General features: G+C 57.2%; 30 protein-coding genes. 14 read left to right on the forward strand and 16 right to left on the reverse strand.

The window, feature by feature from the left end; all coding sequences use genetic code 11:
* From EOM25_04885 to EOM25_04935, 11 genes are all read right to left on the reverse strand, one after another.
* A partial coding sequence (locus EOM25_04885; protein ID NCC24525.1) for a DUF2325 domain-containing protein occupies positions 1-391 on the reverse strand: 391 nt, incomplete at its 3' end.
* A gap of 13 nt (positions 392-404) precedes the next feature.
* Entirely contained in the window at positions 405-698 is a 294-nt protein-coding gene (locus tag EOM25_04890) for a hypothetical protein (GenBank protein ID NCC24526.1), read from the reverse strand.
* A 228-nt stretch (positions 699-926) separates the two neighbouring features.
* Positions 927-1,427 carry a metal-dependent transcriptional regulator gene (locus EOM25_04895; protein NCC24527.1) on the reverse strand — a complete coding sequence of 167 codons (501 nt, stop codon included), beginning with the start codon at positions 1,425-1,427 and terminating at the stop codon, positions 927-929.
* Between the two features lie 544 nt (positions 1,428-1,971).
* The gene (locus tag EOM25_04900; protein ID NCC24528.1) at positions 1,972-3,222 is read right to left on the reverse strand and encodes a chromosome partitioning protein ParA; all 1,251 of its coding nucleotides are present in this window, start codon (positions 3,220-3,222) and stop codon (positions 1,972-1,974) included.
* A gap of 24 nt (positions 3,223-3,246) precedes the next feature.
* Positions 3,247-4,107: a 4Fe-4S dicluster domain-containing protein gene (locus EOM25_04905; protein ID NCC24529.1), complete on the reverse strand. Its 861-nt coding sequence runs from the start codon at positions 4,105-4,107 to the stop codon at positions 3,247-3,249.
* The gene (locus tag EOM25_04910; protein NCC24530.1) at positions 4,104-4,982 is read right to left on the reverse strand and encodes a (4Fe-4S)-binding protein; all 879 of its coding nucleotides are present in this window, start codon (positions 4,980-4,982) and stop codon (positions 4,104-4,106) included. Before EOM25_04910 ends, EOM25_04905 begins: the two co-directional genes overlap by 4 nt.
* 113 nt (positions 4,983-5,095) lie before the next feature.
* Entirely contained in the window at positions 5,096-5,398 is a 303-nt protein-coding gene (locus EOM25_04915) for a hypothetical protein (GenBank protein ID NCC24531.1), read from the reverse strand.
* 156 nt (positions 5,399-5,554) lie between these two features.
* Positions 5,555-5,791 carry a cytoplasmic protein gene (locus EOM25_04920; GenBank protein NCC24532.1) on the reverse strand — a complete coding sequence of 79 codons (237 nt, stop codon included), beginning with the start codon at positions 5,789-5,791 and terminating at the stop codon, positions 5,555-5,557.
* A gap of 57 nt (positions 5,792-5,848) precedes the next feature.
* On the reverse strand, positions 5,849-6,208 hold the full coding sequence (locus EOM25_04925; protein NCC24533.1) for a dinitrogenase iron-molybdenum cofactor biosynthesis protein: 360 nt from the start codon (positions 6,206-6,208) through the stop codon (positions 5,849-5,851).
* A complete protein-coding gene (locus tag EOM25_04930) occupies positions 6,205-6,612 on the reverse strand; it encodes a dinitrogenase iron-molybdenum cofactor biosynthesis protein (GenBank protein NCC24534.1) in 408 nt (135 codons plus the stop codon). Before EOM25_04930 ends, EOM25_04925 begins: the two co-directional genes overlap by 4 nt.
* A gap of 166 nt (positions 6,613-6,778) precedes the next feature.
* Complete coding sequence (locus tag EOM25_04935; protein ID NCC24535.1) at positions 6,779-7,078, reverse strand: hypothetical protein; 300 nt, start codon at positions 7,076-7,078, stop codon at positions 6,779-6,781.
* A gap of 215 nt (positions 7,079-7,293) precedes the next feature.
* Between EOM25_04935 and EOM25_04940 the strand changes: the two genes are divergently transcribed.
* Positions 7,294-8,298, forward strand: a complete 1,005-nt coding sequence (locus EOM25_04940) for an alpha/beta hydrolase (GenBank protein ID NCC24536.1) — start codon at positions 7,294-7,296, stop codon at positions 8,296-8,298.
* A gap of 161 nt (positions 8,299-8,459) precedes the next feature.
* Positions 8,460-9,149, forward strand: a complete 690-nt coding sequence (locus EOM25_04945; GenBank protein NCC24537.1) for an NAD-dependent deacylase — start codon at positions 8,460-8,462, stop codon at positions 9,147-9,149.
* 49 nt (positions 9,150-9,198) lie between these two features.
* Here the strand turns inward: EOM25_04945 and EOM25_04950 are convergent, their stop codons facing one another.
* Positions 9,199-9,438 carry a hypothetical protein gene (locus EOM25_04950; GenBank protein NCC24538.1) on the reverse strand — a complete coding sequence of 80 codons (240 nt, stop codon included), beginning with the start codon at positions 9,436-9,438 and terminating at the stop codon, positions 9,199-9,201.
* Between the two features lie 193 nt (positions 9,439-9,631).
* Between EOM25_04950 and EOM25_04955 the strand changes: the two genes are divergently transcribed.
* Positions 9,632-11,119, forward strand: a complete 1,488-nt coding sequence (locus EOM25_04955; protein ID NCC24539.1) for a PAS domain S-box protein — start codon at positions 9,632-9,634, stop codon at positions 11,117-11,119.
* On the opposite strand, the gene amrB is transcribed toward EOM25_04955, so the two are convergent.
* Genes amrB through EOM25_04970 form a run of 3 tightly spaced genes read right to left on the reverse strand, consistent with a single transcriptional unit; the run spans position 11,095 to position 15,875 of the window.
* Positions 11,095-11,910 (reverse strand): AmmeMemoRadiSam system protein B, encoded by an 816-nt coding sequence (gene amrB / locus EOM25_04960; GenBank protein ID NCC24540.1) that lies wholly within the window; start codon positions 11,908-11,910, stop codon positions 11,095-11,097. The two genes, EOM25_04955 and amrB, sit on opposite strands and share 25 nt — an antisense overlap.
* 28 nt (positions 11,911-11,938) lie before the next feature.
* Positions 11,939-14,812, reverse strand: coding sequence for a tetratricopeptide repeat protein (locus EOM25_04965; GenBank protein ID NCC24541.1), 2,874 nt, complete (start codon positions 14,810-14,812; stop codon positions 11,939-11,941).
* A gap of 52 nt (positions 14,813-14,864) precedes the next feature.
* Positions 14,865-15,875 (reverse strand): sigma-54-dependent Fis family transcriptional regulator, encoded by a 1,011-nt coding sequence (locus EOM25_04970; GenBank protein NCC24542.1) that lies wholly within the window; start codon positions 15,873-15,875, stop codon positions 14,865-14,867.
* 89 nt (positions 15,876-15,964) lie between these two features.
* On the opposite strand from EOM25_04970, the gene sfsA reads away from it, so the two are divergent.
* Positions 15,965-16,684: a DNA/RNA nuclease SfsA gene (gene sfsA / locus EOM25_04975; GenBank protein NCC24543.1), complete on the forward strand. Its 720-nt coding sequence runs from the start codon at positions 15,965-15,967 to the stop codon at positions 16,682-16,684.
* Positions 16,685-16,694: 10 nt separating this feature from the next.
* On the opposite strand, the gene topA is transcribed toward sfsA, so the two are convergent.
* Positions 16,695-18,938 (reverse strand): type I DNA topoisomerase, encoded by a 2,244-nt coding sequence (gene topA, locus EOM25_04980; GenBank protein ID NCC24544.1) that lies wholly within the window; start codon positions 18,936-18,938, stop codon positions 16,695-16,697.
* Between the two features lie 174 nt (positions 18,939-19,112).
* Here topA and EOM25_04985 point away from each other — a divergent pair, with 174 nt between their 5' ends.
* The 10 genes from EOM25_04985 (at position 19,113) to fliQ (ending at position 26,029) form a co-directional block, all read left to right on the forward strand.
* Positions 19,113-20,030 (forward strand): GTPase Era, encoded by a 918-nt coding sequence (locus EOM25_04985; GenBank protein NCC24545.1) that lies wholly within the window; start codon positions 19,113-19,115, stop codon positions 20,028-20,030.
* A 76-nt stretch (positions 20,031-20,106) separates the two neighbouring features.
* Positions 20,107-20,862, forward strand: coding sequence for a motility protein A (locus EOM25_04990; protein NCC24546.1), 756 nt, complete (start codon positions 20,107-20,109; stop codon positions 20,860-20,862).
* A gap of 10 nt (positions 20,863-20,872) precedes the next feature.
* Complete coding sequence (locus EOM25_04995) at positions 20,873-21,676, forward strand: OmpA family protein (GenBank protein ID NCC24547.1); 804 nt, start codon at positions 20,873-20,875, stop codon at positions 21,674-21,676.
* 6 nt (positions 21,677-21,682) lie between these two features.
* A complete protein-coding gene (locus EOM25_05000) occupies positions 21,683-22,411 on the forward strand; it encodes a flagellar motor protein MotB (GenBank protein ID NCC24548.1) in 729 nt (242 codons plus the stop codon).
* Positions 22,412-22,449: 38 nt separating this feature from the next.
* Positions 22,450-22,956 (forward strand): flagellar basal body-associated FliL family protein, encoded by a 507-nt coding sequence (locus tag EOM25_05005; GenBank protein NCC24549.1) that lies wholly within the window; start codon positions 22,450-22,452, stop codon positions 22,954-22,956.
* A gap of 78 nt (positions 22,957-23,034) precedes the next feature.
* Positions 23,035-24,012, forward strand: a complete 978-nt coding sequence (gene fliM, locus EOM25_05010; GenBank protein ID NCC24550.1) for a flagellar motor switch protein FliM — start codon at positions 23,035-23,037, stop codon at positions 24,010-24,012.
* A 57-nt stretch (positions 24,013-24,069) separates the two neighbouring features.
* Positions 24,070-24,663, forward strand: coding sequence for a flagellar motor switch protein FliN (gene fliN / locus EOM25_05015; GenBank protein NCC24551.1), 594 nt, complete (start codon positions 24,070-24,072; stop codon positions 24,661-24,663).
* Positions 24,656-25,060 (forward strand): flagellar biosynthetic protein FliO, encoded by a 405-nt coding sequence (locus tag EOM25_05020; protein ID NCC24552.1) that lies wholly within the window; start codon positions 24,656-24,658, stop codon positions 25,058-25,060. Before fliN ends, EOM25_05020 begins: the two co-directional genes overlap by 8 nt.
* Positions 24,945-25,742 (forward strand): flagellar biosynthetic protein FliP, encoded by a 798-nt coding sequence (gene fliP, locus EOM25_05025; protein ID NCC24553.1) that lies wholly within the window; start codon positions 24,945-24,947, stop codon positions 25,740-25,742. Before EOM25_05020 ends, fliP begins: the two co-directional genes overlap by 116 nt.
* Positions 25,743-25,759: 17 nt before the next feature.
* Positions 25,760-26,029, forward strand: a complete 270-nt coding sequence (fliQ, locus tag EOM25_05030; protein NCC24554.1) for a flagellar biosynthetic protein FliQ — start codon at positions 25,760-25,762, stop codon at positions 26,027-26,029.
* Positions 26,030-26,350: the final 321 nt, after the last annotated feature.

Here is a 26,350-nt window from a genome sequence, read left to right on the forward strand (position 1 = left end):
GATGGGAGAGCATGTGCACCTCGCCAAAGACCTCGGCCTGAAATTCCTCGGAGGCTTTGGAGTGGGAGGCGATGGCCCAGTAGGGTCCGGGGATGTTGCCTGATCGCAGAGCCTCTCTCCAATGGCTCCGGAGTTCCGTGTCTGATTTGTTCGTTCCGAAGGCGCGCAATGATTTCAAGTACTTTCGGTCGAGAAGCTTGGAGATATCGCGTGATGGCGGGCAGTTCATCCTGCACATCGATACGAATGTGGCGTGGATCTGGAAGTCGGTGGCGTCGGATGGAAAAGCTATCTTGAATTTTCGGCCAATTTTTCGGAGATCGCCAAGACTCAGGCAGGTCCCAAGAATCGAACATTGATGGTCTCGTATTTCCCATATTTTCAGTCGCATAACCGGCTCCAGTTCAAGTGTTGTCGGCCAGAACGTCGATCAATTGTTTTCTGAGAGTTTCCAGATTTTTCGATTTGAAGGACTTTCGGCTCTCTTCAAGGACGATGATAGCCCTGTGTATGGCTTTACGGAGTCGTTTGACCCTGACCGAATCGTCGACACGCAGGAAATCGAGGGCGCCTGTCTTGTCTGATGCCTCGGAATCCTCAATCAATCTGCTGAGCAGGAGACAATGATGCTCGGCATCATGGCGGATATGGTCGGCGCTCGTGAGCACGGATTGAAGATTTGAAAGGCGAATATTCATTGTGATGTATTCTTTTATTAGATTTTACTAACTCACGCCGCAAATAAAAAGGGCAACCATGGCCCAACATCGACCGCAAAAGACACCGCGCACCGAGTTCAAAGTGAAGGCCGTGCCGATTCCGAAAAAACTATCCCAAAGACAGGGATGTTTTCAACTCGACCATGTCAACCGGGCAATATGTTCAATATTTCGACGTATCAAGCCATACGGATCAAAGAGGCAGCGTCATCCCTCGCCATGAGTCGACGAGTCGATTTTTTCGTGCAAGTCCCTGACAAAGGCTTTGGCCCTGATCTCGCACTTCTCCGGATTCAGCCCATGATCCCTGAACTCCTCGAAATGCTTCAGCCAATCTTCGCCAAGCCGGGGGCAGGCCTGGATGAACTCCATGAACTTGACCAAGCTGCACAATGTTTCTTCACTCAAGGCATGTTCGACCTTGCAGGCTTCTTCATCGGCAACGGCAGAGTCGATTTTCAGGATGCCGGTAAGAAACTGAAAAATGATCTCATGCTTTCGATGGATGTCCTGGCCGATGCTTTCGCCGGTGGAGGTCAAATCGACGTATCCATATTTTTCGTACTCGATCAACCCTCTCGAATCCAATGTCTTGAGCATGCTGGTCACGGTGGGCATTCTCACTCCGAGTTTTTCGGCGATATCCTTGACTCGGACGACCCGTTTCTCGTTGCCGATGTCGTAAATGGCCTCGAGATAGTCCTCCATGGTCGAAGTCAATTCCTTGTCATCCTCGTTTCGGTTTCGTTCGGCCAAGGTGTTTTCCTTATTTTCTTAGAAACAGAAAATTTTGTTTACAAGGCAAAAGAGTGCGTCGTCAAGTTTTTTCGTGACTACATGTGGCAACAAATTTATTGCAAATAATTATGAGGACTTCTCGGCCATGACGCCATCGGCCGAACATACCCTCAACGGCACTGGGCCGCATCCTCCAATCCGGGTAAAACCATTTGTTACAGATAGCTTTTCTCATCGTGATCTTCAAAACTTTCTCAATGGAATTGATCTCAGGGATGTAGGTCGGCATGAGTTCCAATTTTTTTTTGATTTTTCAAGTTCCCGCAGAAGAAAAGAGCTTCTGGTGATTTTTTGTGAGAACTCAAGATGTGCTTTATCGAGGTTCAGTCCTCTCTGCGTTGGCTCAAGCACGTTGGCTCAACCAAGTTTGTATGTAGTTTTGTATGGAGAAAGAAAAAGGGCTCACAGATTTAAACCTGCAAGCCCTTGATTTTTAAAGTATAAAAAATAAATATTAGTGGTCGCAAATATTCTGGCCAGTGGTCAGGCGGCCGTCAAGCCAGGCCTGGACGATTTCGTCCGGGGCACCGGCCGGGGCCCCGACCACAACTCGCACGCCCGCGTCGGTGAACAGACTCTGTGCCCGGGAACCCATGCCTCCGGCGATGACGAAGTGGGCCCCCTGCTCGGCCACCCATTTGGGTAGAACGCCTGGTTCATGAGGAGGCGGGGTCAGGAGTTCGGCCGAAAGGACCTTCTTGTTTTCGGTGTCCGCGGTGACAATGGCGAATTTTTCGCAATGCCCGAAGTGCATGCAGAGCTGGCCTTGGGCCACGGGCAGGGCGATCTTGACCGTCCCGGCGGGAAGTTCGGTCGAAGACGTCCCGGCCTGCCGCGATTCACCCGGGGCCGAAGTGCCGTCCTGGAGCGATCCGACCATGGCCAGGATGGGCTTGACGATCCGGCCCATGGCCTTGGCAGCTTCGCTTTCGTGATGGACCTTGACGTAGACGAAGCCCTGGTCGCCCGAGCGGACGACTTCGGGATCCATGGGGATCTTGCCCAGAAAGGGCACGCCCATTTCCACGGCCAAACGCTCGCCGCCCCCTGAGTCGAAGATGTTCACGACCTCGTTGCATTTGGGGCAGACGAAACCGCTCATGTTTTCGACCAGGCCGAGAACGGGGTTGCCGACCTGACGGCAAAAAGTGATGGATCGCCGGACATCGTCAACGGCCACGCCCTGGGGGGTGGTGACGATGACGGCCTGGGCCTCGGGGCCGATGAGCTGCAGGGTTGACAGGGGCTCGTCACCGGTTCCGGGAGGGCAGTCCACAACCAGGAAGTCCAGGTCGTTCCAGGCCACGTCCTCCAGGAACTGGCGGATGAGGCCCATCTTGACCGGGCCACGCCAGATGACGGCTTCCTTGGGGTCGGGAATCATGAACCCCAGGGACATGACCCAGAGGTTCTTGTCCCAGGGAATGGGCTCGATATAGTCCTTTTCGATGTGCGGACGCTGATCGCCGAGGCTCAGGAGCCTGGGGATGCTGGGGCCGTGGACGTCGACGTCCAAGAGCCCGACCTTTTTCCCGGCCATGGCCAGACTGGCGGCAAGATTGACGGCCACGGTGCTCTTGCCGACTCCGCCCTTGCCTGACATGACCACGATCTTGTTCTTGATGCGGCCCATGGCCTTTTTGAGTTTGGCGTCCTTGTCCTGGCAATCCTTGCCGGAACAGGAGCCACATGCATGTTCTGCCATATCGTCCTCCAAATCAGATCGGTTTTACACTCGGTGCAGGATATTCTGCCAGATATCGCCCAGGAGGGCTTCGAGTCCAGAATCGTACTCCCCGGCCGTCAGCCCCCGGACCTGGGCCTGGGTGAACTTCAAATCATAGGGGATGCGCCCGACAACGGCAATCCCGGTTTTTTCGCAGAAATCGGCCATGTCCCCGGTCATGGTCGGGTTGATATCCGATTTGTTCAGCACGGCCATGGCCGGAATCTTGAAATGGGCCGTCAGTTCATGGACCCGGCGCATGTCGTGGAAGGCCGAGACCGTCGGCTCGGCCACGATGACCGCGGCCGAGGCATTTGTCAGGGAGGCGATGACCGGGCAGCCAATGCCCGGAGATCCGTCCACCAGAACCATTTCCAGGCCCTTATCCTCGGCCAGGTCGTGGGCCGCCTTGCGGACCGTGGTCACGAGCTTGCCCGAGTTTTCCTGGCCGATGCCCAGGGCGGCGTGGATCATGGGCCCGAATCTGGTGTCGGAGCGATACCAATGTCCGCACATGCGGAGGTTCATGGCCGCCGCACCGGACGGGCAGACAAAGGCGCAGACCCCACAGCCCTCGCAATGGTCCGCCTTGACCCGGTAGGGGTCACCGGGTTCGATGGCTCCGAACCGGCAATGCTCGTGACACAGACCACAGGCCGTGCAGAGGTCCGGGTCGATGCGGGCTTCCTCGCCGTTCCAGAATTCGTGGGTCTCCCGGATTTCGGGGTGCAGAACCAGGTGCAGATCGGCAGCGTCCACGTCGCAGTCGGCCAGGACCTTGTCCGGGCCGAACTGGGCCAGACCGGCCACGATGCTGGTCTTGCCGGTGCCGCCCTTGCCGCTGATGACGACGATTTCCTTCATGACCGGATCTCCTTGCCCTTTGCGCTGGTTTTGACGGAATCCCAGATGGTCTCAAAGATGGAGGTCAGGGAGTCGTCCTCGTCGATGAGCAGACGTCCCGAGGAATATTTTTGGGCCGATTCCATGGAGTGTGGAATCCTGGCCAGGACCTTGATGGCCTCGTCCCGGAGCCAGACGTCCAGGGCCTCGTCTCCTCCCATGCCGCTGCGGTTGACCACGACTCCGAAGGGCAGTCCGAGCTGGCGGACAAGTTCCACGGCCAGACGAAGATCGTGCTGGCCAAAGGGCGTGGGTTCGGTGACCAGGATGACGTAGTCGGCATCCTCGATGGAGGCGATGACCGGGCAGGAGGTGCCGGGAGGAGAATCCAGGATGAGGACGTCGGAGGGGTTTTTCAGGGCCTCGGCCTGGACCTTGTGGATGAGGGGCGGAGCCATGGCCTCGCCGATGCGGAGCAGGCCTCCGTGGACGTGGACGCCACGACCGAGGCCGTGACGGTATTGGCCGAGTTCCCTCTGGCCCCAGGAAACGGCCTTGGCCGGACAGACCAAGGCGCACAGGCCGCAGCTGTGGCAGAGTTCCGGAAAGACCATGACCTCGCCGGCCATCCAGATCAGGGACTTGAAGCGGCATTCCCGCACACAGGCCAGACAGCTTTCGCCCTGGCAAAGGCCGGTGTCGATTTCCGGAACTTCGGCGAATTCGGAACGCTCTTCGGCCCATTCAAGGCCGAGAAAGAAATGGGCGTTGGGTTCTTCGACGTCACAGTCGGCAAGTTGGACCTTCAGACCCTTTCCGGCCAGGAGTGCGGCCAGGTTTACGGCAACGGTGGTCTTGCCAGTTCCACCCTTGCCACTGGCAATGGCAATTCGCATGGGTTTGTCCTTGTGTTTACGCCCCGTCGAAACCGATGATGATCCTGTCTTTTCGGCGGTTCGCCAAGGCGGCCGCGGATCGGAAAATTAGAGGGGCATGACGAGAGCGGAGACTAGAATTTTCTGGTCATCGGAGTTCCGCAGGAAGGACACTTGGTGTCCACACAGGGAATTCCGGGCTGGTGCGGGGCAATTTCGCCGCATTGGGGGCAGACGCAGGTCGCGCCGGGCTCGTTGCAGACCCCTCCGCCCGTTCTGGCCCGGCCTTGTCCCATGCCGCCCATACCCCGGCCACCTTGACTGCGTCCTCGGCCCTGTCCTTGGCCTGGCCCTTGGCCGCGGCCCTGTCCCTGCCCCCGTCCCTGCCCTTGATTTTGGCCGGAGCCTCTTCCCGTGTTCTGCGTGTCTTCGGTCATGTCTGATTCCTTGATGAGTATTTCTGTGATCTGTCTAATTTTACAAAGAAACAGGCCCGAGGGCCTGTTTCTTTGTGGAGGATGGCGTGTCGTTGCGGCGTATGCGCTGCATGCAGACTCATAGTGCCGGAAGACTCGAAGTCAAGAATCCGGTCGTCATTCGGAGTGTGACTTCAGAGCTTGCAACTCACGCTCAAGCATGGCGATACGAGCCTCTAGGACGGTCTTGTCGGCGGTGACTGGTTGGGTTGGGGCAAACATACCCCGCCCGCGACCGCCCCGCCCGCGACCGAAACTTCCCCCTCCGAAGCCACCGCCGCCAGCGCATCCACCCCGGCCCCATCCTGTGGCCGGGCCTTGTCCTCTTGGTCCTGTTCCATCAAATCCTGGCATGATTGTACCCTCCTGCCAATGTGTTGCCGTTCGACAATCGTCCACGCAGACCGTTTTTCACCAATGGCCGGGCTTGGTGGCCCCGGAAGCGGTCTCGAGCCGCCCCTCTTTGAAGGCGGTTACGGCATCCTGTACGGTTCCTTCCTGGGTCAGGTAGACGGCGATCCCTCCCTTTTCCAGGGCCAGGAAGGCCTTGGGCCCAACATTGCCGGTGATGACGGCCGTTGCCCCGGTTCGGGCCACGTTCTGGGCGCTTTGAATTCCGGCCCCTTGGGCCAGTCCGAGATTCTGGTCGTTGTCGACGAAAGATGAGGTGTCGTTGTTGAGGTCATAGACCACAAATCCCCTGGCCCGTCCAAAGCGGGTGTCTACCGGGTTGGTCAGTTCCGGCCCTTGGGCGCTGATGGCAATTTTCATGAGAGACTCCTTGGTCGGTTTTGCCGGTGGCAGGTCTGTTCGCGATTGCGGTTGCCGGCCCTGCATCGTCCCCGGCACCCGGGCATGATCATACGTTGCAGATCGTCAGCGGCCCAGGCAGCGAGAACATCCTCAAGGCTTCCCCGAAACCAGGGATGGATGATTATGCCCGATGCCTTCAGATATCGCTGGTCGCAGTTGCTGACGGCTCCGCAGATGAGATGTTTCACCCCGTGGGACAGTAGAGTGGAAACCTTGGCCTGAAGGTCTCCTTGGGGGAGGGAGAACCGTCCCACGGGGCAAATTTCGTGGTCAATTTGACGAAAGACCTGAATGTTGGCGGCCTTCTCGAAGAGAGAGGCCAAGCGGTTTTCAAAGGTGGCGAATCCTAAGTATGTTTCCATGGTATCGACAGGGTTGGATGCTGTCGAATATGGGTAAAGCATTGGGCGGGCCAGAAAAGAGATATTTCTTTGAATCAGTGGGTTGGGCATCAGGCGGGGTGAGCTGAAAAAAAAATGGACGAGTTTATCGCCCATTTTTATATTTTTCGGAAGTGAAAATTGCCCTTTAGCGGGTTGAAGAATCTTGGATGGCCTTGTGCAGACTCTTGAAGTTTTCCTGTATTTCTTGCCTCATTTCCTTTAATAGTCGGATGGCGACCGTGTCCGGGTCAGCTGGGGCGGTGTGGACCGGGTAGTTGGCTACCGGAAGTCCAATGACCAGAAAGAGTATCAAGGTGACGACGTAGGTCCAGAATAGACGGCGGAAATTGGGGCTCAGTGGTCCGGCCTGTTGGCGGCTCCGGTATTCAAGAACGAGAAAGGCCAGACAGGCGAGCATCAGGACGGTCATGAGTATCCAGAACATGGGTCTCTCCTTGGCATTTGGGTGGAACGAATTTGGTCTCAGCCCTTTGAGCTGCGCTCAAGTGTAGACACGAAGACTACCCTTGGCAACGTCTGCGGTCAGGATTCACGTCCTGAGTCGGGAGGACCGCCGCGTCTGGCCTGGATCGAGGCGTGACTCGGCGATCATTTTCACTGGCGATTGAATCGGAAGGCCATCCAGGGTATGTGGAACCAATGTTTGCCCCAGTCCTGATGCGTAGTCTTGATCGGATTGGACATAATCCGGCCGGGGACTTCGGCCGTTTTCCTGGAAAACGGGCCGTATGGCCCATGATTTTGGCGGCCATGATTCTGGCGTCCACATTGCCAGCGGACATGGCTTGGGCCGAGGAGCAATACGCCATGTCTGAACAGATTGAAAGCATCGCAGTCAATGATATCCGCATCGCTTACCGGGAGTTCGGACCGGAAGAGATGGTCAAGGTTCCGGAAGTCCCCTTGCTGATGATCATGGGCTACGGAGGTTTGATGGATATGTGGCCTCCGGCAGCAATCGTACCCCTGGCACGCGAGCGTCGAGTGATCGTCTTTGACAATCGCGGCATGGGGTTTAGTACTTCCTCCGACCGGGAGTATTCTATCGAGCTTTTTGCCGAGGACACAGCAAAACTTTTGGATGCGTTGGGTATCGTGAAAGCCCATGTACTGGGTTGGTCAATGGGGACTTTTATCGCCCAGGAACTGGCACTGCGGAATCCCGAACGGGTGGGACGACTGATCCTTCTGGCGGGATCCTGCGGGGGGGCTGAGGCAATCTGGCCCGGCGACGAGGTCTGGCGGTCGATGACGGATTTTTCCGGAACTCTGGAAGAACGAGTTCAGCGAATGTTCTCCAACCTCTTCCCCGGGTCCTGGCTTGCGGAGAATACCGATCCATCGAAGTATTTTCCATTGATCACCGCACCCGTGGTGGATGAAAATCTCATGCGTCAGGCCGAAACTCTGAAACGTTGGGGCGGAAGTCGGTCCAGATTGTCCAAATTCACTGCGGCCACACTAATCGTTACGGGCATGCAGGATTCGGTCATCCTCCCGGCCAATGCCGATCTGATGGCCGAGGCAATTCCCAAGGCTACTGTGGTTCGTTTTCAGGACGGCGGGCACGGGTTTTTTTTCCAGTATCCGGAGGCCACGGCCGACCAGGTCAACTCGTTTCTCAAGGAAAGCCAGAAGCGGTGAGGTTGTGGCGACACCATCGTCCAAACTGTCCCAGGCAGTCTCGACTGCACCATCGGGTCCGGAACCATGGCCATGGCAATGGGTAGGCGGATTGACCCGCATTTGATGCGGGTCTACCCTTTGAACATAGGGCTCAGACAATAGCCCGGGAGGGGATGGATATGCAGAAAAGGATCGTCGTCTTGACCGGGGCCGGGATCAGCGCCGAGAGCGGCATCAGCACCTTTCGAGACAGCGGCGGACTTTGGGAGCAGCACGACATCAGGGACGTGGCCACGCCAGGGGGATACGCCCGGAATCCGGAACTGGTCCTTGAGTTCTACAACCAGCGGAGGCGGCAACTCAAAAAGGCCAATCCCAATGCCGGCCATCGGGCTCTGTGCGATCTGGAGGGCGGATACCGGGTGGACATCGTCACCCAAAACGTGGACGACCTTCACGAACGGGCCGGCTCGACCCGGGTCTTGCATCTTCACGGCGAGTTGCGCAAGGCCCGGAGCAGTATTGATCCGGAATTGGTTTACGACCTTGACTGGAAGGACATCCGGTTGGGAGAAACCTGTGAGCTCGGCGGGCAGCTGCGGCCCCACATCGTCTGGTTCGGGGAGCCGGTGCCCATGATGCTTGATGCAGCTCGACTGGCTTCTCGGGCCGACATTTTCATGGTTGTGGGGACCTCCTTGGCCGTGTATCCGGCCGCATCCCTGGTCCACGAGGTTCCTGTGGGGACGCCGATGTACGTGGTCGATCCTGCCGCTCCGGAAATCCGTCGTCCCGGGGTCATTACCTACCGGGAAAAGGCAGGAGACCGTCTGCCGAAGTTGGTCCGGGAGTTGCTTGATTTGCTCTGAGAGAAAAAGGCCTTGCCCGGGCCGATCGGCCCGGGCAAGGCAAGCGGTTCTAGATCTTTTCGACCAGAATGTTGTCAGAGAATTCAGCGGTCAGCTTGTATTTGGACCCGCCGGCTTCGAAGGTGTACTCGTGGGTGGGGAAGAGCTCCGCCGTCGGCGAGAAGTCGTCAGACAGGAATACGTCCTTTGCCTCGCCGTTAGAATCGAAGCGGACTGTAGTGCCGTCGGCCAAGGTCACGATTTCGCCGTGATGGAGAGAGAGGGGAAGATCGGCTTCGGTGTACTCCATGCTGTACCTCCTGAGTTTGACGGGTTGTCGTTGGATCATCGACCGTGCGGCCGATGGTCCGGGTTTCCGACTGGAAATTTTCATTCAGATTAGACGGATATCTTTTTTCATGTCAATGCAAATCGAAAAAAAATCGGAGAGTCCGGTCTGCCCGCGAGGGTGAGAGTTGGCTCCGGGCTGGAAGAGTGAAACCATGCAAGACTTGGCAACGCAGTACTATTTAGGCTTGACCGATTTGGACGACCGGATTTGGACGGTCTTTGAACTCATGCAGCGGCTCGATATCAAGGGCCTTTTTCCCGAGGTCCACATCCGGGGGCTGGTCGATCCGGAAGGAAACGAGGCACTGGCCAGGACGGCCGCAAAGCTCGGACTGACCATCCATGCCGATGTGCCGTCCATGCTCGAGGTTCAGCCGGAAATTAACGCCGTGGCGCAGTTGAACGAAAATCAGGAAGGCCTGGTGACCATGCGTCGGTCACTTGGGCCTGAGATCATGTTGGTGGAGTCCAAGGCCGTGGGGCTGCTTTGGAACATGATTGCCTACGAACGGTTCTGCCTGAGTTGCCAGACCGACCTGCAACGGGCCGAAACCATGCTGAAAACCATCATCGACGAGGTCCGCGAAGACATTCTGCTTCTGGACGTCAATCAGGTCGTCGTGGACGTGAACCGGAACGTCTGTGCCAGGATGGGTCTGCCCAAGCAGGATATCATCCTCAAGTCGAGCATGGAAACTTGGGGAGAGGGGGAGAGTACCTGTCCCGAGTGCGAATCGGCGCCGTTTCGGGATGTATTGAGAACCAAGAGCAAGGCTGAAGCCCTGGTGACGAGGATATCACCCGAGGGTCGGCTTCTGTATTTCAGGGTTTACGTGTATCCGATCTTCAATGAATGTGGAGAGATCGTCCAACTGGTGGAGATGCGTCGGGATATCACGTCCCGGACATACATGGAGAAGCGACTACAGCAGTCGGAGCGTCTGGCGGCCGTTGGCGAGCTCTCGACCTACATCGCCCACGAGATCCGGAACCCATTGTTTGCCATCGGCGGTTTTGCCAACGCTCTGCTCAGGACTCAGGGACTTCCGGACAAGGCCGTGGAAAAGGTCAAGATTATTCTTCACGAGTCCAAGCGGCTGGATGGCATTCTGAAAAGCATTCTGAATTTCGCTCGCCCGACACAGTCGAAGGATGCCGAGATTCACATCAACGACGTTGTCGAGGAGACCATGAGCATCATGGGCATGGCCTGCGAGAAGCAGGGGGCTACGCTTGTCATGGACCTTCAACCGGATCTGCCCATGGTCCAGGGCGACGCCGAGATCGTCAAGCAGGCCCTGATCAACGTAGTCAAAAATGGACTGGAGAGTTTCGAGGGCCCTGGAGGAACCATTACCATCAGAACTTTTCCCGAGGATAGGTTCGTCCGGGTGGATATCGAGGACAGCGGCCGAGGAATTCCTGCTCAGCATATGGAAAAGGTCTTCAACCCCTTTTTTAGCACCAAGGACAAGGGCGCGGGTCTCGGCCTGGCCATGACCAAGAAGATTTTTGACGAACTGGGCGGAACCGTCGAGCTCGCCAGCACTGAAGGTCAGGGGACCCGAGTCAGCCTGCGCCTGCCCATCGTTTTGGCGGTGCAGGACGGTTTGTTTCAGGAGATCAGAAAACCCGCGTAGCCCACGACCCGGGAGTAATCTCCCAGGGTGTCTCCGGAGGTAGCGTAGGAGACGAGAACGGCCTCCCTTGCTCCGGCCATGACCGCGGCCTGCAAGGCCGCGGTCATGGGCAGAACCCCGCACATGGATATACGCCGGGTGACGACCACGTCAAACAGCCCGGACGGATCCAGAGCCGAAATGCGTTCCAGGGCCAGCCGGTCCATGTTTTTTGCCGTTTCGTGGGGCAGATAGTGGCTCATATCCGAACTGACCACCAGAGAGACCGGTTCCGGATGTCCGGCCATGACCTGGGCCAGCTCCCGGCCAAGGTCTAGGAGGCTGCCCCGGTCGGACAGGGACACGCAGATCGGAACGATGGCCGTTTCGGTGTCGAGGGCGTACAAAAAGGGGAGGATGACCTCCAGGGAGTGCTCGGCTCGATGGGCTGCAGTATCGAATCGGGCTATGCCGGAATTTTTGATCAGTGCGGATGCCAGATCGACATCGACCCGAAGGGAGCCGCCTGGAAAGGTCCATCGACCATCGGGCCAGACGGCCACGGCCTTGCCCATGCCAGTGTGATTGGGACCTAAGAGGAGGACCTTGCGGGCCAGCTTGGCGGCCTTCATGGTCTTCCCGGCCACGAGCCCCGAGGCAGCGTAGCCGGCGTGCGGGACCATGGCCAGGATGGTCCGGGGGGCGTCCTCGGCCGGTTCCGGTCCGGACAGCAGGGAGCGGACCTCATGCTCGAGATCAGAAGGCCGGGCCGGGTAGAACCGGCCGGCGACGATGGGCGATCTGTCGGCCATTCTCATCCTCCTTTTGGGCAAGGATCAGTTATTCGAACTGACTGTAGCGTTCCTTGATGGTAGCGGCCTGGAGATCCGAGGCTGCCATCTTGCTGTAGAGACTGTCAGGGTCCTCTTTGATAACGGCTTCAAGGGTTTTTTGCCAGAGTTCGGTATCGGCGTTGGTCCGGTACAGGGTGGCCAGACGGTAGGCGAAGGAGGGCCAGTCCGGACTGCCTTTGGGGACGTAGTTCGCGTACTCAAGTGCCCAGCCTAGGGCCTCCTGGTGTCGGCCGGTCCTCTCGGTGGTTCTGATCAGTAGGTCCAGGCAATTCTTGATTTCCTCCTCGTTTCCCTCCTCCTCCATGAAAATTGACAGAGCCTGCTGAGAAAAAATGTAGACGTTCTCCAGGTCGTCCCGGCTTGTGGCGTACTGGGCCAGGAAGTAGAGGGCAAAGGCCCGTTGTCCCGAAGAGAGCTCAATGTCCGCGGCCAATTTTCTCCAGAGGGGCACGGCCTGATCGACCCGGCCAAGGTTTTCCAGGGCCAGGGCCTGAGCGTAGGACAATTGTCTTTGTCCGGCCTGGCTGAGACGCCAGAACCTGGTTTTTTCCTCGATATCCAGGATCCGGTCCCAGGACCTGGCGGAAACCAGGATGTTCAGAATCAGATCGAGAGCGGGTTCGGATTGGGCCGAGTAGGGAATTTGGCCTGAGACGAAGGGATCGGCTAAGGCAATGGCCTGGACGCTTTGTCCGGTCCTCCACAAGGCCGTGGCCACCGCCAGCCTGGAAGCTGGAGACAGGCCTTCGTGCAGGAATGTCCATCTGTCCCAGATATTGACGATGGCCTGATAGTTTTCGGCGATGGTCTCCAGGGGCAAAAGCTGGGCGAAGGCCTCCCGGGCGGCGTCCAGGGCGTTGCCTTTGAGCTCGCTGGAGGGGTAGCGGTCCAGGAAATCGGACACGGTCTGGAAGACTTGGCGATACTGCTTTTCCCAGAGTTGCCACATGGCCAGCTTGACCAAGGCCACGGGGGCTAGGGGGCTGTCCGGGAATTCAGTGACGATGTCGGTGTAGATTTGCCATGGTCTGAGATTGTACGGCCGATCGAAAACTGAGAACATATCTTGGATGGACGGGGTGTCGTAGATGCCCTCCTCAGCGAGACGCATTCTGGCGATGAGGCCACCCTCCCGGGACGGGAAACGCTCAACGGCCAGTTCATATACTGTTCGGGCTGCCTTGTTGTGGTCGGTCAGAACGTAGACATCTCCGACACGGGCCAAGGCCAAGTCGGCCTGTTCTCCGTCCGGTTCGAGGTTGTAGTACGTCCACAGGTCCAGCTTGGCCGCTTCGTACTGTTTTGCGACCAGCTTCACGTTCCCGGCCACCGTCAAGAAAGACGGATCCTCGACGTAATAGCGGGGCCATCGCTTCTCGATATAATCCACAATTTCGAGGGCTTGTCGGAAAAACCTGAGTTTCTCGAGGCTCCGGGCCAAGCCGACTGCTGCGCTCCGGGCCGAACGGGAGTCAGGGAATTTTTGGACAATGGTCTGAAAGTTGTCGGCGGCCTGCTGGTATTCACCCTGCCGGTAATGGTATTCGGCCCAGTAGAAATAGGTGGCCGGAACGTAAGGACTTTCCGGATATTTTTGGCGAAGGAAGTTGAAGTAACCGTCGGCCTCGGGAAGGTTGCCGACCTGTAGGCTCAGATACCCCATGTTCAGAAGGGCGGCAGGCACCCGCGCCGATTTGGGGTTGCTGTTCACGGCCGCCTGGTAGGCGTCCATGATGATTCGATAGTTGGATCTCGGATCGTCCCTGTGGATTTCAAAGAGCAGATCGGCCATCTCGAACTGAAGTTCCTCGACCATGGATGCCGGGAGTCTGGGGTGGTCGAGCATGCGCTGTATGTTTCCGAGAGCCAGGGCCAACTCCCCGTTTTGCATGGCGGCCTTGGTGTTCAACCAGAAGGTTTCGAATGCCTCGGCAGTGGCGTTCAGGCTTTCCAGGGACCCGGTCGTGACATTTTTGTCGTCCGGGGATTCGGGCGGATACTCTTCCTCGGAATCGGCCTCAGGTTCCGGTTCAGCCGTTGAAGGCTCAGCGACGTCAGATTCCGAGGCGTCCGGCGCCGGAGCCGTTTCGATTTGCACCGGATCCTGTACTGTCTGGGTTTCCGGGGGTGGGGTTGAAGCCGCAACTGGCCTCGGGCCGGTCCTGTCAATTTGTCCAGACCTGAAGACCGGAGCCGTCTCGGGACCCTCAAGAGAAACCGGGGCCCGAAGTCGATAGAACGGCCCCATGTCCTGTACAGGGTCGATTTCGGGTTTTTCCTGGGACATTTCGTCGCTGGCGGCCTGCATGGGGGCTTCGGTGAAGACCGGTTCGGGGTCGGCAACCGGAATATCCTCGTTTGGCGACGGTTCGGGTTGTCCTTCGAGTTGTTTAATGGTCGGAGGGTCCGGTTCGGTTCCGGCCTTGTCCTGGAATGGCGGGGAGGGCGTCGGTGGAGTCCACTTGGCCCCACTGGGGTCCCTATGAACATCGACGACAATTTTCTTGTCATCAAGAAGAGGAAAGTAGACGTATCCAAAGGCATTCGTCTTCAGGGTTATCACGGCCCCGGATTCGGTGGCGAGGACCCGCTCGAGGAGACGGGATCCCCGGAGGTCCACAGGGCCGGGCTTGATCTCCGCAGACCATATGTTTGCGGGCAGTTCTAGAGTCAGTTCACGTGGCCCGGTCCGGTGGATAGAGAAGTCGGGAAGGCTTTTTTCGAAGTGAAACACGAGACGGTCCTTCTGGGGATGGCGGCCCCAGTAGGCAGTCATGGCCCGAGCTTCTGGGCCGACCCAGTCCATGGCCAGAAAGACCGCCAGGACAAGGGCAAGACTGAAAAGGGATGTTGTTTTCACGGCCACACGATCCGTTTGCAAAAAATGGCCCGAACCGCCAACGGGCGGGCATTCATCCCAGGTTTCGTTTCTTCAGCTTCTCGATGAGGGTCGTTCTCTTGATGCCGAGGAGCTCGGCGGCCCGGTTCTTGACCCCATCGGCCTGATCCATGGCCTCGAGCAGCAGACCCTCCTCCAGGAGGTCGATGAATTCCTTGAGGCCTAGGTTCCTGTCCTGCATGTCCTTGAGTACGGGCATTCTGAAATCGGCCGCGGATTCAAAGCGGGACTCCGTTTCAGGAGGGAGGGCACCGGTTTCGGCCAGGACCTTGGGCGGGAGGTCGGAGCAGGTTATACGTTCACTGTCACAGAGAATGCTCATTCGCTCCATGAAGTTTTCGAGTTCCCGGATATTTCCGGGCCAGGAGTAGGCCAGTATGAGGCGCTCGGCGTCGGGCCGAAGTTCCAGGACGCGACGGTCGCGGTCGCGGCAGAACCGTTCTAGGAAGGATTTGGCCAAAAGGAGGATGTCGTCGCCGCGTTCGCGCAATGGCGGGAGGTGGATGGGAATGACGTTCAGACGATAGAAGAGGTCTTCCTGAAAATGCCCCAGCCGGACCTCCTCCTCCAGGTTGCGGTTGGTGGCCGCGACCACCCGGACGTCGGTCTTCATGGTCCGGGTTCCGCCAACCCGCTCAAATTCTTTCTCCTGGAGAACACGCAGAATCTTGACCTGCAGGGAGAGATCCATCTCTCCGATCTCGTCCAGGAAGACCGTTCCGCCGCTGGCCAGCTCGAATCGTCCTGAGCGGGTCCGAATGGCGTGGGTGAAGGCCCCCTTTTCATGCCCAAACAGTTCGGATTCGAGCAGGTCTTTGGGGATGGCCCCGCAGTTGATGGGCACGAAGGGCTGCCCGAATCGTCGGCTGTTCTCGTGGAGGGCTCTGACCAGGAGTTCCTTGCCTGTGCCGGACTCACCGGTTACGAGAACCGTGCTGTCGGTGGGGGCGACCTTTTCCAGGATTTTGAAGACATCCTGGAGAGCCTTGCTGCGGCCGATGATACCGCTTGTCTTCAGCGCCATGCCTGCCTCGTATGTGGATCTGATGGATGCGCCTTCTCTGTCAAAATGCTGACGTAACGTCAATAGGCCCTGATGGGACGGGAGCGATGATGAACGGCCGTGAACCTGACGCCAGGGTCCCTTTGCCCGAAGGAAGCGTACGGGCCGAATTCATATCAAGGTCCAAGCGGTTTCTGATCCAGGCTAGGTTCCGGCAAGAGGAAATCGGGGTGCACACCAACAACTCGGGATCCATGCTCGGGCTCTTGCGGCCCGGGGCGGAAATTCTGGTCTCCCCGGCACGGAACCCCCTTCGAAAGCTCCCCTGGACTTTGGAGTTAGCCCGCCTTGGAGAACTCTGGGTGGGAGTGAATACCCAGATGCCAAACCGGATGCTCAGGGTGGCATGGGAAACCGGGACCATTCCCGAACTGCGGGATTGGGGGTCGTATCGGGCCGAAGTAGCGGCGGGCGAAAGCCGCTTGGACGCCAGACTGGAGTCCGGGGGCCGCCGTTTATGGGTTGAGGCCAAGAACGTGACCCTGGTTGAAGACGGTGTGGCCTGGTTTCCGGACGCCGAGACCGAGAGGGGACGGAAGCATCTCCGTGAGCTCGCTGCGCTGGCCCGGGGCGGGGACGAAGTGGCCTGCTTCTATCTCATTCAACGGGCCGATGCGCAGTGTTTCGGCCCGGCGGACTTCATCGATCCGGAGTTTGCCCGTCTCTTTTATCGAGCCATGAAGGCCGGAGTCAGGATCTGGCCCTATCGGGCGGAGATCAACGAAAAATGGATCGGGCTGGGCTCCAAGCTACCTCTGGTTCGGCCCTGACGAAAAGGATTCAATCCTCTTCCCGCCTGTAGGAGCATCCCCGGACAGGGCAGGCGATGTGTGTCTCTCCGGTCTTGGACTTTTTTTGGACCAAAAGAGGCGAACCGCATTCCGGACAGGTGCCTTGAACAGGCATGTCCCAGAGAGCGTAGTCGCATTTTGGATATTGGTCGCAGGAATAGAAGATTTTACCCCGGCGGCTGCTTTTTTCCACCAGAGTTCCAGCGCAGCCCTCCCTGGGACATGCTACTCCGGTGGTCAGGGGTTCCGTGTGCCGGCAGTCCGGATAGCCGGAGCAGCCGATGAACCGGCTTCCGGTCCTGGATCGCTTGAGGTGGAGTTCCCGGCCGCATTCAGGACAGGTCCCGACGACTTCCCGTTCCTGAGGCCTGGGTTTTTCGATGACTAGGTTTCCATCCTCGTCCCGGGAGTAGTTGCTGGTGAAGCCGCAGTCCGGGTATTTCGTGCAGGCCAGGAAGTTTCCGTTTTTGCCGAATTTGATGACCAGGTCGCTGCCGCAGAGAGGACAGGACAGCTCGGTTCCGATCCCGCCCTTGACCGAGTCCATTTCCTTCATGGCTTTGGACAGCGTCGGGTCGAATTCCCGGGCGAAGCTTTTGAGGAGGTCGACCCAGTCGACCTTGCCGACGGCCACGTTGTCCAGGTCCTCTTCCATCCGTGCCGTGAACCCGGTGTCCATGAGACGTGAAAAATGGGCCACCAGCAGGTCGCTGACGACCATGCCGAGGTCGGTAGGGTTGAAATGTCGGTCGACTATGACGACATATTCGCGGTCCTGAAGCGTGGAAATGATGGCCGCGTAGGTCGACGGCCGACCGATTCCCTCCTCTTCGAGCTTTTTGACTAGGGAGGCCTCAGAGTATTTGGGCGGGGGCTGGGTGAACTTCTGCTGGGCATCGACGTCCGCCAGGGCCAGTGACTGGCCAGCTGCCAGGGCAGGTAGCTCAATGCTGCGCTCTTGGCCGTCGGATCCCGAGAGTACGGCCATGAACCCCGGAAAGATGAGACGCTCACCCTTGACTCTCCAGGCTGTTCTCCCTGCCTCGACGGTGACGGTGGTGTCCCAGAAGCGGGCATCAGCCATCTGGGATGCCATGAACCGTTCCCATATCAATCTGTATAGCCGGTACTGGTCAGCAGGCAGGAGAGCGTGGACCTCGTCCGGGGTCAGATTCGGATCGACGGGACGGATGGCCTCGTGGGCGTCTTGGGCCGAGCCCTTGCTTTTGTATGTGCGGGGTTTGGCGGGCAGATAGTCTTTCCCCAGGGTTTCATCGATCCATTGGGCGGCCGCCTGACGCGCGTCATCGGCCACGCGGACCGAATCGGTTCGCATGTAAGTAATGAGGGCGGTCGTGCCTCTTGAGCCGAGTTCGACGCCTTCGTACAATTTCTGGGCCACGCCCATGGTCTTCTTGGCCGGGTAGCCAAGTCGGCTGCTGGCCTCCTGCTGGAGGGTGGAGGTGATAAATGGTGGTCGGGGCTGGCGGCGCCGTTCCTTTTCTTCGACCGAGGCAACGGCGAAAGCGGAGTTCCTGATGTCCAACTGCAACTCCTGCGCCTGTTGGGCGGAAGAGATGTTGGGTTTTTTGCCGTTCACCTTCCAGAGGTCGACGATGATCCGTTCCTTGAGTTCGGTGTCCAGATGGGCCTTGAAAACCCAGTATTCCTCGGGAGTGAACGCCTGACGTTCCCGTTCCCGGTCGACGATGAGACGTAGGGCCACGGATTGAACCCGACCGGCGGAAATGCCCCGCTTGACCTTGCTCCACAGAAGGGGGGAGAGCTTGTAGCCCACGAGCCTGTCCAGGATTCTTCTGGCCTGCTGGGAACTGAAGACGCTTTCCCGAAGTTCACCCGGGTGATCAAGGGCCTCGCGGATGGCCCGGGGAGTGATTTCGTTGAATTGGATCCGCTTCAGGTTCGGGTTCTCGTTTCGGATGAGTTCGGCCACATGCCAGGCGATGGCCTCTCCTTCGCGGTCCGGATCCGGGGCCAGGTAGACCGTATCGGCGTTGGCCGCAGCCTTTTTGAGCTTGGCGACGACCTTGGTCTTGCCCGGGATGACCTCGTACATGGGGAGGAAGTCTCGGTCTTCGTCCACGCCCAGAACTTTGGCTGGAAGGTCCCGAACATGGCCGACCGAGGCCTCGACCTCAAAACCGGATCCGAGGATTTTCTTGATGGTTTTGATTTTTGCCGGAGACTCGACGATGATGAGATCCTTTTTCATAATGGGGCGGCCTATAGCCGGAAGGTTCGTCAATGGGCAAGCCCCGAAAAGGTGGTTTTTCGGGCACAAGAAAAGGGTCCGGGGCTTTGGCCGGCTTTACAAACTGATGCGAATGTGCTGTAATTTTTGCGTTATACACTGTCGGCCCCAAGGGCCTTGGAGTATCCATTCATGATGAGAGATCACAAGTTCGGAGCGGTTGCCCTGATCGGTCCTCCCAACGCGGGAAAGTCGACCCTCCTGAATATCGCCATCGGCCAGAAGGTGGCCATTGTCACCCCCAAACCTCAGACGACCCGGAATAGGATCACGGGCATTTTGTCCCGGCCTGATGCCCAGGTCCTTTTTCTGGACACCCCTGGAATTCACCGTCTTCCCGGGACGATGAACCGGCTGCTTTTGCGGTCGGCCTGGGGAGCGTTGGGGTCGGCGAACACCGTCTGTCTGGTTCTGGATGCTGTCCGGTACGCAGACCGGCCCGAGCTTCTGGATCGGGATATGGCCCCCATTGGGGACCGTCTTCTGGATATGAAAGTCAGCTTGTTTACTGCATTGAACAAGATTGACGAAATCAAGGCCAAGCCCAAGCTTTTGCCGCTGCTAGAAGCCTGCGCCTCCCGGCTGCCATCGGCCGAAATTCATCCCGTTTCAGCCAGAACCGGGGAGGGGGTCCAGGATCTTTTGGAACGTTTGATCGATTCACTGCCTCCGGGTCCGGCCGTGTATCCCGAAGATGAACTGTCCACCCTGCCCCTCAGGTTCCTGGTTTCCGAGATTGTCCGGGAAAAGCTGTTTTTGCGCATGGCCCAGGAACTCCCGTATCACTTGGCCGTAGAGGTTGAGGCATGGGAGGACCTGGCGGAGAAAAGTCTAACCAGAATTTCGGTACTGATTTATGTCTCCCAGGAACGATACAAGGGCATGGTCGTCGGTCGACAGGGCAGTGTGCTCAAATCGGTCGGGACCCAGTCCCGGGTTGAAATCGAGGACATGATCGAACGGAAGGTCGATCTCCAACTTTGGGTCAAGGTCAAAAAGAGGTGGACCGAGAACCCATCCTTCATGGAAAGCCTGGGCTTGGGATCCAGCTGAACTGGTTTGTATCTTGCATTGGGCTTAGCCGTCCCGGCATGATCCCGGAACCAAAGGAGCATTGCGAAGGAACGACATGGATCTGGCAACCGTTTTCGGCATCCTCCTGGCCTTTGGCCTTGTCTTGGCGGGTATCGGCTCGAACATCCTCATGTTCGTGGATCTGCCCTCCATGCTCATCGTTCTCGGAGGGACGATCGGGGCAACCCTGGTCAACTACCCTCTTGGCCACGTCTTGGGGGTGATCGGCGTTCTGAAGAAAACCATTTTGAGCAAGCTCGATCAGCCTTCGACCATCATTGCCCAGTTCATGGACTACGCCAATCGGGCTCGACGTGAGGGCATTTTGTCCCTGGAGCCGCTGCTCAAAGAGGTCAAGGACGACTATCTGCGAAAAGGGTTGCAGCTGACCGTCGATGGTCTGGAACCTCAGACCATCCAGGAAATTCTCGAGACCGAGATCAATTACCTTGAAGGGCGTCACGAAACCGGAGCTGAGATCGTCTCGGCCATGGGGGGGTACGCCCCGGCCATGGGCATGATCGGTACGGTCATCGGTCTGGTAATGATGCTCCAGACCATGGATGACCCGGCTTCCATCGGCCCATCCATGGCCGTGGCCCTGATCACGACGTTCTACGGCGCGATCCTGGCCAACTTGGTGTTCAACCCCCTAGCAGGCAAACTCAAGGCCAGGAGCAAGGAGGAAATCCTCATCCGAGGCATGATACTGGAAGGGATTCTCGCTATTTCCAAGGGGGAGAACCCTCGGATCATCGAGGAGAAGCTTAATAGTTACTTGCCGCCAAAGGTGCGCAAAGTCAGCTCCTGAGGATACCGGTATGGCCAAGAAGAAGTCCTCGGACAATGAAGTGCCGGCTTGGATGATCACTTTTTCAGACCTGATGACCCTCCTGCTGACTTTTTTCGTTCTTTTACTCAGTATGTCGGCCATTCTGGATGAGAGAAAGCGCCGCGTGGTGCTCGGTTCGGTTATCGGAGCCTTCGGCATCGGCGACAAGGGGGTGGACGCGTTGACCACAAAGCCCAAGTCGCAGATGGTCGAGCCTGGGCCTATCGAGGACGTCAAGGATTTGGAGTTCGTCCGACCCATGGTCTGGGATGACAAGACCCTGGACCTGGACTTCCAGTCCAACCGTTTCATCCAGGTCGTGACCGTGGGCTCCGACATTCTCTTCGCTCCGGGGAGTTGGGAACTGAGTATCCAGGGCATGGCCTCCCTGGACAAGCTGCTTCCGGGTCTGCAGCAGGTGGAGTATCCGCTGCTGCTGGCCGGTCACAGCGGAATCCTTAGGGACGAACTGGGAGAGGTCTACCGGGCGGCCGACCAAGAAGACGGGCTGCGCATGGAGGCTTGGCAGATTTCCCTGTATCGGACTCTGACGGTCTACCGCTATTTGCTCGACGGCGGAGTGGATCCCGAAAAGCTGAGGATGGAAGCCTTCGGATCAACGAAGCCAAGGGTTTCCAATGATACTCCCGAAGGTCGGGAGGCCAATCGGAGGGTCGAGTTCATTCTTGACAAGCGCAATTCGAGCTGGGCGGCCCGGCTCGAGGCACCGTCAGAGGCCAAGGTCGAGAAGGGCCGGTTTATGTTCAAGGACTTCATCTTCGACCTGAAGTGAGGACCAGTGGCCAGAAGAAGCAGAGAAAAATCCGGCGGCGGGGCCAAGAATGCTTGGATGGTCACCTTTTCGGATCTGATGACTCTCCTGTTGACCTTTTTCGTCCTTCTGCTCAGCATGTCCTCCATGGACAGGAGTATCATCCGGGAGATCATCACGGTCTTTGAAAAGGATGCCGGGTTCCTATCGGTCAAAGGGTCCGGCAAGATCGAGACTAGGTTCGAGATTCTGCAGAAGATTCTCAGAGATCCCAGCGAGGTGCTCATAGACAAACAGCGGATCAAGGACCTCCTGTTTCCGGACGAAATCCTTCCGCCGGAGATCAACAAGAACACCCTAGACGAAAATCTGGAGATTCTTCTCCGGCCTGAGGGAGTGGCTTTGGTCCTGTCCGACGGAATTCTCTTCAGCTCAGGCTCGGCATCTCTGAGCGACACGGCCCGATTTGCGCTCGGCGAAATCCTTAAACTCATCCTGGTCTCTCCCGCAGATGTGAACGTGGCCGGCTACACGGACTCGGTACCGGCAAGCAACCCGGACAACCCGACACTCTCGGCCATGCGTGGGATGGCCGTCCTCGACTTCTATCTCGGCCAGCGTCTCGATCCAAAGCGCTTCAGCGTATCGGCTTATGGGCCGAACTTTCCTTTGGCGAGCAACGACACTCCGGAAGGGCGAGGCAAGAATCGCAGGGTCGAGATTTTGCTCAAAACCAAGGCGTTCACCTATCTCTAGGTTCGATCGTTTTTGATGGTCCGTCCAAGGAGGACTTCATGGCCAAGAAGGAAGAAGCCCCGGAAAAGGGCACACAGAAGAAAAAAAGCGGAATGCTTAAGTGGATCATTCTGGCGGTTCTGCTCTTGGTATTGGCCGGGGGGGGCTTTTTCGCCTATAAGTACTTTTTCGCCTCGGACGGTCAGGTAGGATCGGAGGGTGGAGTCGAGGTCCAGGGCGAGAAGAAGAGCAAGGACGACGGCGTGGTGAATATGGTTTCCATGCCTTCCTTCGTGGTCAATCTGGCTGACCCCCTAGGTCGTCGCTATCTGAAAATCTCCCTCGAGATGGAGCTTGTCGGAAAGGATGCTCCAGCCAAATTCCAGAAAGAGATGCCCAAGATAAAGGACAAGCTTCTGCTGCTGTTGTCGAGCAAAAGCTACTCCGATTTATCCTCCATGGCTGCCAAGGTCGAGCTGAAGACCGAGATTGTCAATAGAGCCAATCTGGTCCTAGGAGAGAATATCGTCAAACAGGTTTTTTACACGGAGTTTATCATACAGTGAGCCGACACCGGGAACGGATTCTGGCCGAATGTCGATTACTGAAAACCCGGTCCGGAATCCCGATCTATTGAGGGCGTCATGAACAAGATACTGAACCAGGACGAGGTCGATGCCCTGCTCAGGGGACTTTCCGGGGGCGAGGTCGAGGCCGAGGAAGATATCGTCGAACATGACGACGGCATCGTGGCCTTCGATCTGGCCAACCAGGATCGGATCATCCGAGGCAGGATGCCTGTTCTGGAGATCATCAACGATCGGTTCGCCCGCCTGGCGACTAACGCTCTGGCCAACTCCATGCGCAAGAAGCTAGACGTGAATCCTATTTCCATCGATATGTCCAAGTTCGGGGACTTTATGCGTTCCCTGCCGGTGCCAACAAGTATCAACATTTTCAAGCTCGACCCTTTGAGAGGCAACGCCCTTTTGGTCATCGACACCCGGCTGGTGTTCGCCCTGGTCGAAAATTACTTCGGCGGGGCCGGAACCCAGCCCAAGGTTGAGGGCCGAGACTTCACTCCCATTGAGCAAACCATCATCAACAATGTGGTCAAGTCCCTGCTGAGCAATCTCGAGGACGCCTGGCGGCCGGTTCACGAAGTGAATATCGAGCTGGTCCGGTCGGAGATCAATCCGCAGTTTGCGACCATCGTCCCGCCGAGCGACGTTGTCGTGGTTATTTCCTTCGAGGTTGAACTGGAAAACGCCATTGGATCTCTGGTGGTATCCTTGCCCTATGCGACCATTGAGCCGATACGGTCCAAGCTCTACGCCGCCTTCCAGTCGGAGCGCCTGGAGGTCGATCATGCCTGGATTTCTCGTTTTCGGGACAGACTCATGGAAACGCCGGTGGCCTTCGAGGTCACCCTCGGGAACACTCAGATCACAGGCCGCCAATTGCTCAATCTCCGCAAGGGGGATATTCTGCTTCTGGATACAGACGAGGATGACCTGCTCCAGGCTGAGGTTGAGGGTGTGCTGAAGTTTTACGGTCGGCCCGGGTTCGTCAAGGGCAACAAGGCGTTTCAGGTCGTCAAAGAGGAAGAGACGCATTTTTGACGCTTCGCGACCGGGTTTCGGTCTCTGGGCGTTTCATCCGAGTAGGAGAGGTGAACTATGGCTGAACAGGACCAAGACAATTTGGCTGCCGAATGGGCCGCAGCATTGGAGAAGGATAGCCAGGAAGGCCAGAAGAAGGATAGTGGTGTCCAGATGGACGAGGATGCCCTGGCTGCTGAATGGGCCGCCGCTTTGGAGGAGGACGGAGGGGACAAAGGTAAGGGTGGTGACCAGGACGATATCGCTGACGCTTGGGCTGCTGCCTTGGCCGACGAAGAGGAGCAGAAGATCGAGAAGGAGCAGAAGCAGCGGTCTCTGAGTGCTAAAAGCAAGGACTACGAGTACAAGGATCTGACCAGCGAAGCCAAGAATACTAGGCCCGAAGGCGGGAAGAGGGATCTGGATTTCATACTGGACATTCCTCTGAACGTCACCGCGCAGCTGGGCAGCACTAGGCTTTTGATCAACGAACTCCTGCAGCTCGGCCAGGGATCGGTCATCGAGCTGAACAAATTGGCCGGTGAGCCGCTGGAGGTCCACGTGAACGGCAAGCTCGTTGCCAGAGGCGAAGCAGTTGTCATCAATGAGAAATTCGGAGTTCGGCTGACGGATATCATAAGCCCCATAGAGAGGGTCCGCCAGCTTGGATAACGCCACCCTGTCCCAGAACGCCATGGATATCGGGTCAACCGGCTTGAAGATGGCGTCTTCTCTCCTCGTCGTCCTGGCCCTGCTTCTCCTGGGCTTTTATCTTCTGCGCCGTTTTTCCCCGAGGCTGGGCTTTTCCCGGCCCTCGTCTGTTCTGCATCTGGTCTCAAGATTGGGCATAGGTCCCAGAAAGGAAATCCTTGTGGTCCGTTTCTTGAATAAACTTCTTATCATTGGCGTGACGGAAACACAGATGACCTTGCTCGGAGAGGAGCTGGCGGACCATGTTCAAGATCCTGATTTCGCTTCCGTGCTGGAGAAGCATCAAAAAGAAGGCCTTGCTAGCCTCGGCCGTAATTCTGCTGGCCCTGGTCTTGCCGGCCACAAGTCTGGCCGCTGAACCTGTTCTGCCGACTTTGTCCCTTTCCTTGGCTGCGGGCCAGACCGATCCTGAGAAGGTTTCCGTCCTGCTCGAAATCCTGGCTCTGCTGACGGTTCTCTCTCTAGCTCCGGGGATTGTCCTGACCCTGACTTCCTTTACAAGAATCATCATCGTTTTCCATTTTCTCCGGCAGGCCATGGGCACCCAGCAGATGCCGCCGAACCAGATCATGGCTGGCCTGGCAATCTTCATGACCGTGGCTATCATGTTCCCGGTTGGAAAACAGATCAACGATCAGGCCTTGCAGCCCTACCTCGACGAGAGAATCGGCTACAAGGAGGCTCTAGAGCGGACCGAAACCCCTCTTCGATCATTTCTTTTCAAGCACACCAGAGAGAAGGACCTGTCGGTCTTCTACTCCATCACCGGCATCGAACGCCCTCAGAGCAAAGACGACGTTCCGTTCATGCTGCTCGTTCCCGCCTACGTCATCAGCGAACTGAAGACCGGTTTTCAGATCGGTTTTTTGATCTACATACCCTTTCTGATTTTGGACATGGTTGTGGCCAGCATCCTTTTGTCCATGGGAATGATGATGCTTCCGCCGGTCATGGTTTCCATGCCCTTCAAGATTTTGCTCTTCATTATGGTCGACGGCTGGAATCTTCTGGTCGGATCTCTCGTCAACAGTTTTGCCTGATCCCTCTGGGAGGTATCATGACTCCGGAATTCGTTATCGGGTTTGCCAGACAATCCATCGAACTGACCCTGACCATCGCATTGCCCATGCTCGGTGTCGGCCTGCTGGTCGGTGTTTTCGTCAGCATGGTTCAGGCGGCCACCCAGATCCAGGAAATGACTCTGACTTTCGTTCCAAAGATCATCGCCGTCTTTTTGGCGTTGCTTTTCACCTTCCCTTGGATCATGGACAAGATAGTGACCTTCACCAGAGAAGTCTTTCTCAATCTTCCAAAGTATATAAGCTAGTTAGGGTAGCACGTTTCCTTCCATGCTGTGCGCACCACTGGCCATTATGGCTTATTGATTTTTAATGGGCGAGGAAATTTTAGGATTTGGCGAAGAAAGTTATTGACAGTTATGAATGTGTCGGTATAGAAGCCATTTCTCTTGAGCGGGGGGAGCGATCTTTTTGTTCAAGGGATTGTGATCATTGGAGAAGTATGTTGGGTGAAGTTTTCTGACTTTGAGGAGTTTGAAAATTTTTCTTGACAGGCAGGACGGGTTTGAATAGATACTGACCTTTCGCGTGAGCGACAAGATCTTTGACAATTAAATAGCGAGCTAGGT

This window comes from Deltaproteobacteria bacterium, from assembly GCA_009929795.1.
Taxonomy (GTDB): domain Bacteria; phylum Desulfobacterota; class Desulfovibrionia; order Desulfovibrionales; family Desulfomicrobiaceae; genus RZZR01.

Bases quoted from the DNA above. Each gene is read 5' to 3' on its own strand.
- amrB (NCC24540.1), bottom strand. From the start codon at position 11,910: ATGGCCGACAGATCGCCCATCGTCGCCGGCCGGTTCTACCCGGCCCGG.
- EOM25_04915 (NCC24531.1), bottom strand. From the start codon at position 5,398: ATGACCGAAGACACGCAGAACACGGGAAGAGGCTCCGGCCAAAATCAA.
- EOM25_04995 (NCC24547.1), top strand. From the start codon at position 20,873: ATGGCCAAGAAGAAGTCCTCGGACAATGAAGTGCCGGCTTGGATGATC.
- EOM25_04920 (NCC24532.1), bottom strand. From the start codon at position 5,791: ATGCCAGGATTTGATGGAACAGGACCAAGAGGACAAGGCCCGGCCACA.
- EOM25_04940 (NCC24536.1), top strand. From the start codon at position 7,294: ATGTTTGCCCCAGTCCTGATGCGTAGTCTTGATCGGATTGGACATAAT.
- fliM (NCC24550.1), top strand. From the start codon at position 23,035: ATGAACAAGATACTGAACCAGGACGAGGTCGATGCCCTGCTCAGGGGA.
- EOM25_04985 (NCC24545.1), top strand. From the start codon at position 19,113: ATGAGAGATCACAAGTTCGGAGCGGTTGCCCTGATCGGTCCTCCCAAC.
- EOM25_05005 (NCC24549.1), top strand. From the start codon at position 22,450: ATGGCCAAGAAGGAAGAAGCCCCGGAAAAGGGCACACAGAAGAAAAAA.
- EOM25_04955 (NCC24539.1), top strand. From the start codon at position 9,632: ATGCAAGACTTGGCAACGCAGTACTATTTAGGCTTGACCGATTTGGAC.
- topA (NCC24544.1), bottom strand. From the start codon at position 18,938: ATGAAAAAGGATCTCATCATCGTCGAGTCTCCGGCAAAAATCAAAACC.
- EOM25_04950 (NCC24538.1), bottom strand. From the start codon at position 9,438: ATGGAGTACACCGAAGCCGATCTTCCCCTCTCTCTCCATCACGGCGAA.
- EOM25_04970 (NCC24542.1), bottom strand. From the start codon at position 15,875: ATGGCGCTGAAGACAAGCGGTATCATCGGCCGCAGCAAGGCTCTCCAG.
- EOM25_04945 (NCC24537.1), top strand. From the start codon at position 8,460: ATGCAGAAAAGGATCGTCGTCTTGACCGGGGCCGGGATCAGCGCCGAG.
- fliN (NCC24551.1), top strand. From the start codon at position 24,070: ATGGCTGAACAGGACCAAGACAATTTGGCTGCCGAATGGGCCGCAGCA.
- EOM25_04900 (NCC24528.1), bottom strand. From the start codon at position 3,222: ATGGCAGAACATGCATGTGGCTCCTGTTCCGGCAAGGATTGCCAGGAC.
- EOM25_04905 (NCC24529.1), bottom strand. From the start codon at position 4,107: ATGAAGGAAATCGTCGTCATCAGCGGCAAGGGCGGCACCGGCAAGACC.
- sfsA (NCC24543.1), top strand. From the start codon at position 15,965: ATGAACGGCCGTGAACCTGACGCCAGGGTCCCTTTGCCCGAAGGAAGC.
- EOM25_04925 (NCC24533.1), bottom strand. From the start codon at position 6,208: ATGAAAATTGCCATCAGCGCCCAAGGGCCGGAACTGACCAACCCGGTA.
- EOM25_04935 (NCC24535.1), bottom strand. From the start codon at position 7,078: ATGTTCTGGATACTCATGACCGTCCTGATGCTCGCCTGTCTGGCCTTT.
- fliP (NCC24553.1), top strand. From the start codon at position 24,945: ATGTTCAAGATCCTGATTTCGCTTCCGTGCTGGAGAAGCATCAAAAAG.
- EOM25_04895 (NCC24527.1), bottom strand. From the start codon at position 1,427: ATGGAGGACTATCTCGAGGCCATTTACGACATCGGCAACGAGAAACGG.
- fliQ (NCC24554.1), top strand. From the start codon at position 25,760: ATGACTCCGGAATTCGTTATCGGGTTTGCCAGACAATCCATCGAACTG.
- EOM25_04890 (NCC24526.1), bottom strand. From the start codon at position 698: ATGAATATTCGCCTTTCAAATCTTCAATCCGTGCTCACGAGCGCCGAC.
- EOM25_04930 (NCC24534.1), bottom strand. From the start codon at position 6,612: ATGGAAACATACTTAGGATTCGCCACCTTTGAAAACCGCTTGGCCTCT.
- EOM25_04990 (NCC24546.1), top strand. From the start codon at position 20,107: ATGGATCTGGCAACCGTTTTCGGCATCCTCCTGGCCTTTGGCCTTGTC.
- EOM25_04910 (NCC24530.1), bottom strand. From the start codon at position 4,982: ATGCGAATTGCCATTGCCAGTGGCAAGGGTGGAACTGGCAAGACCACC.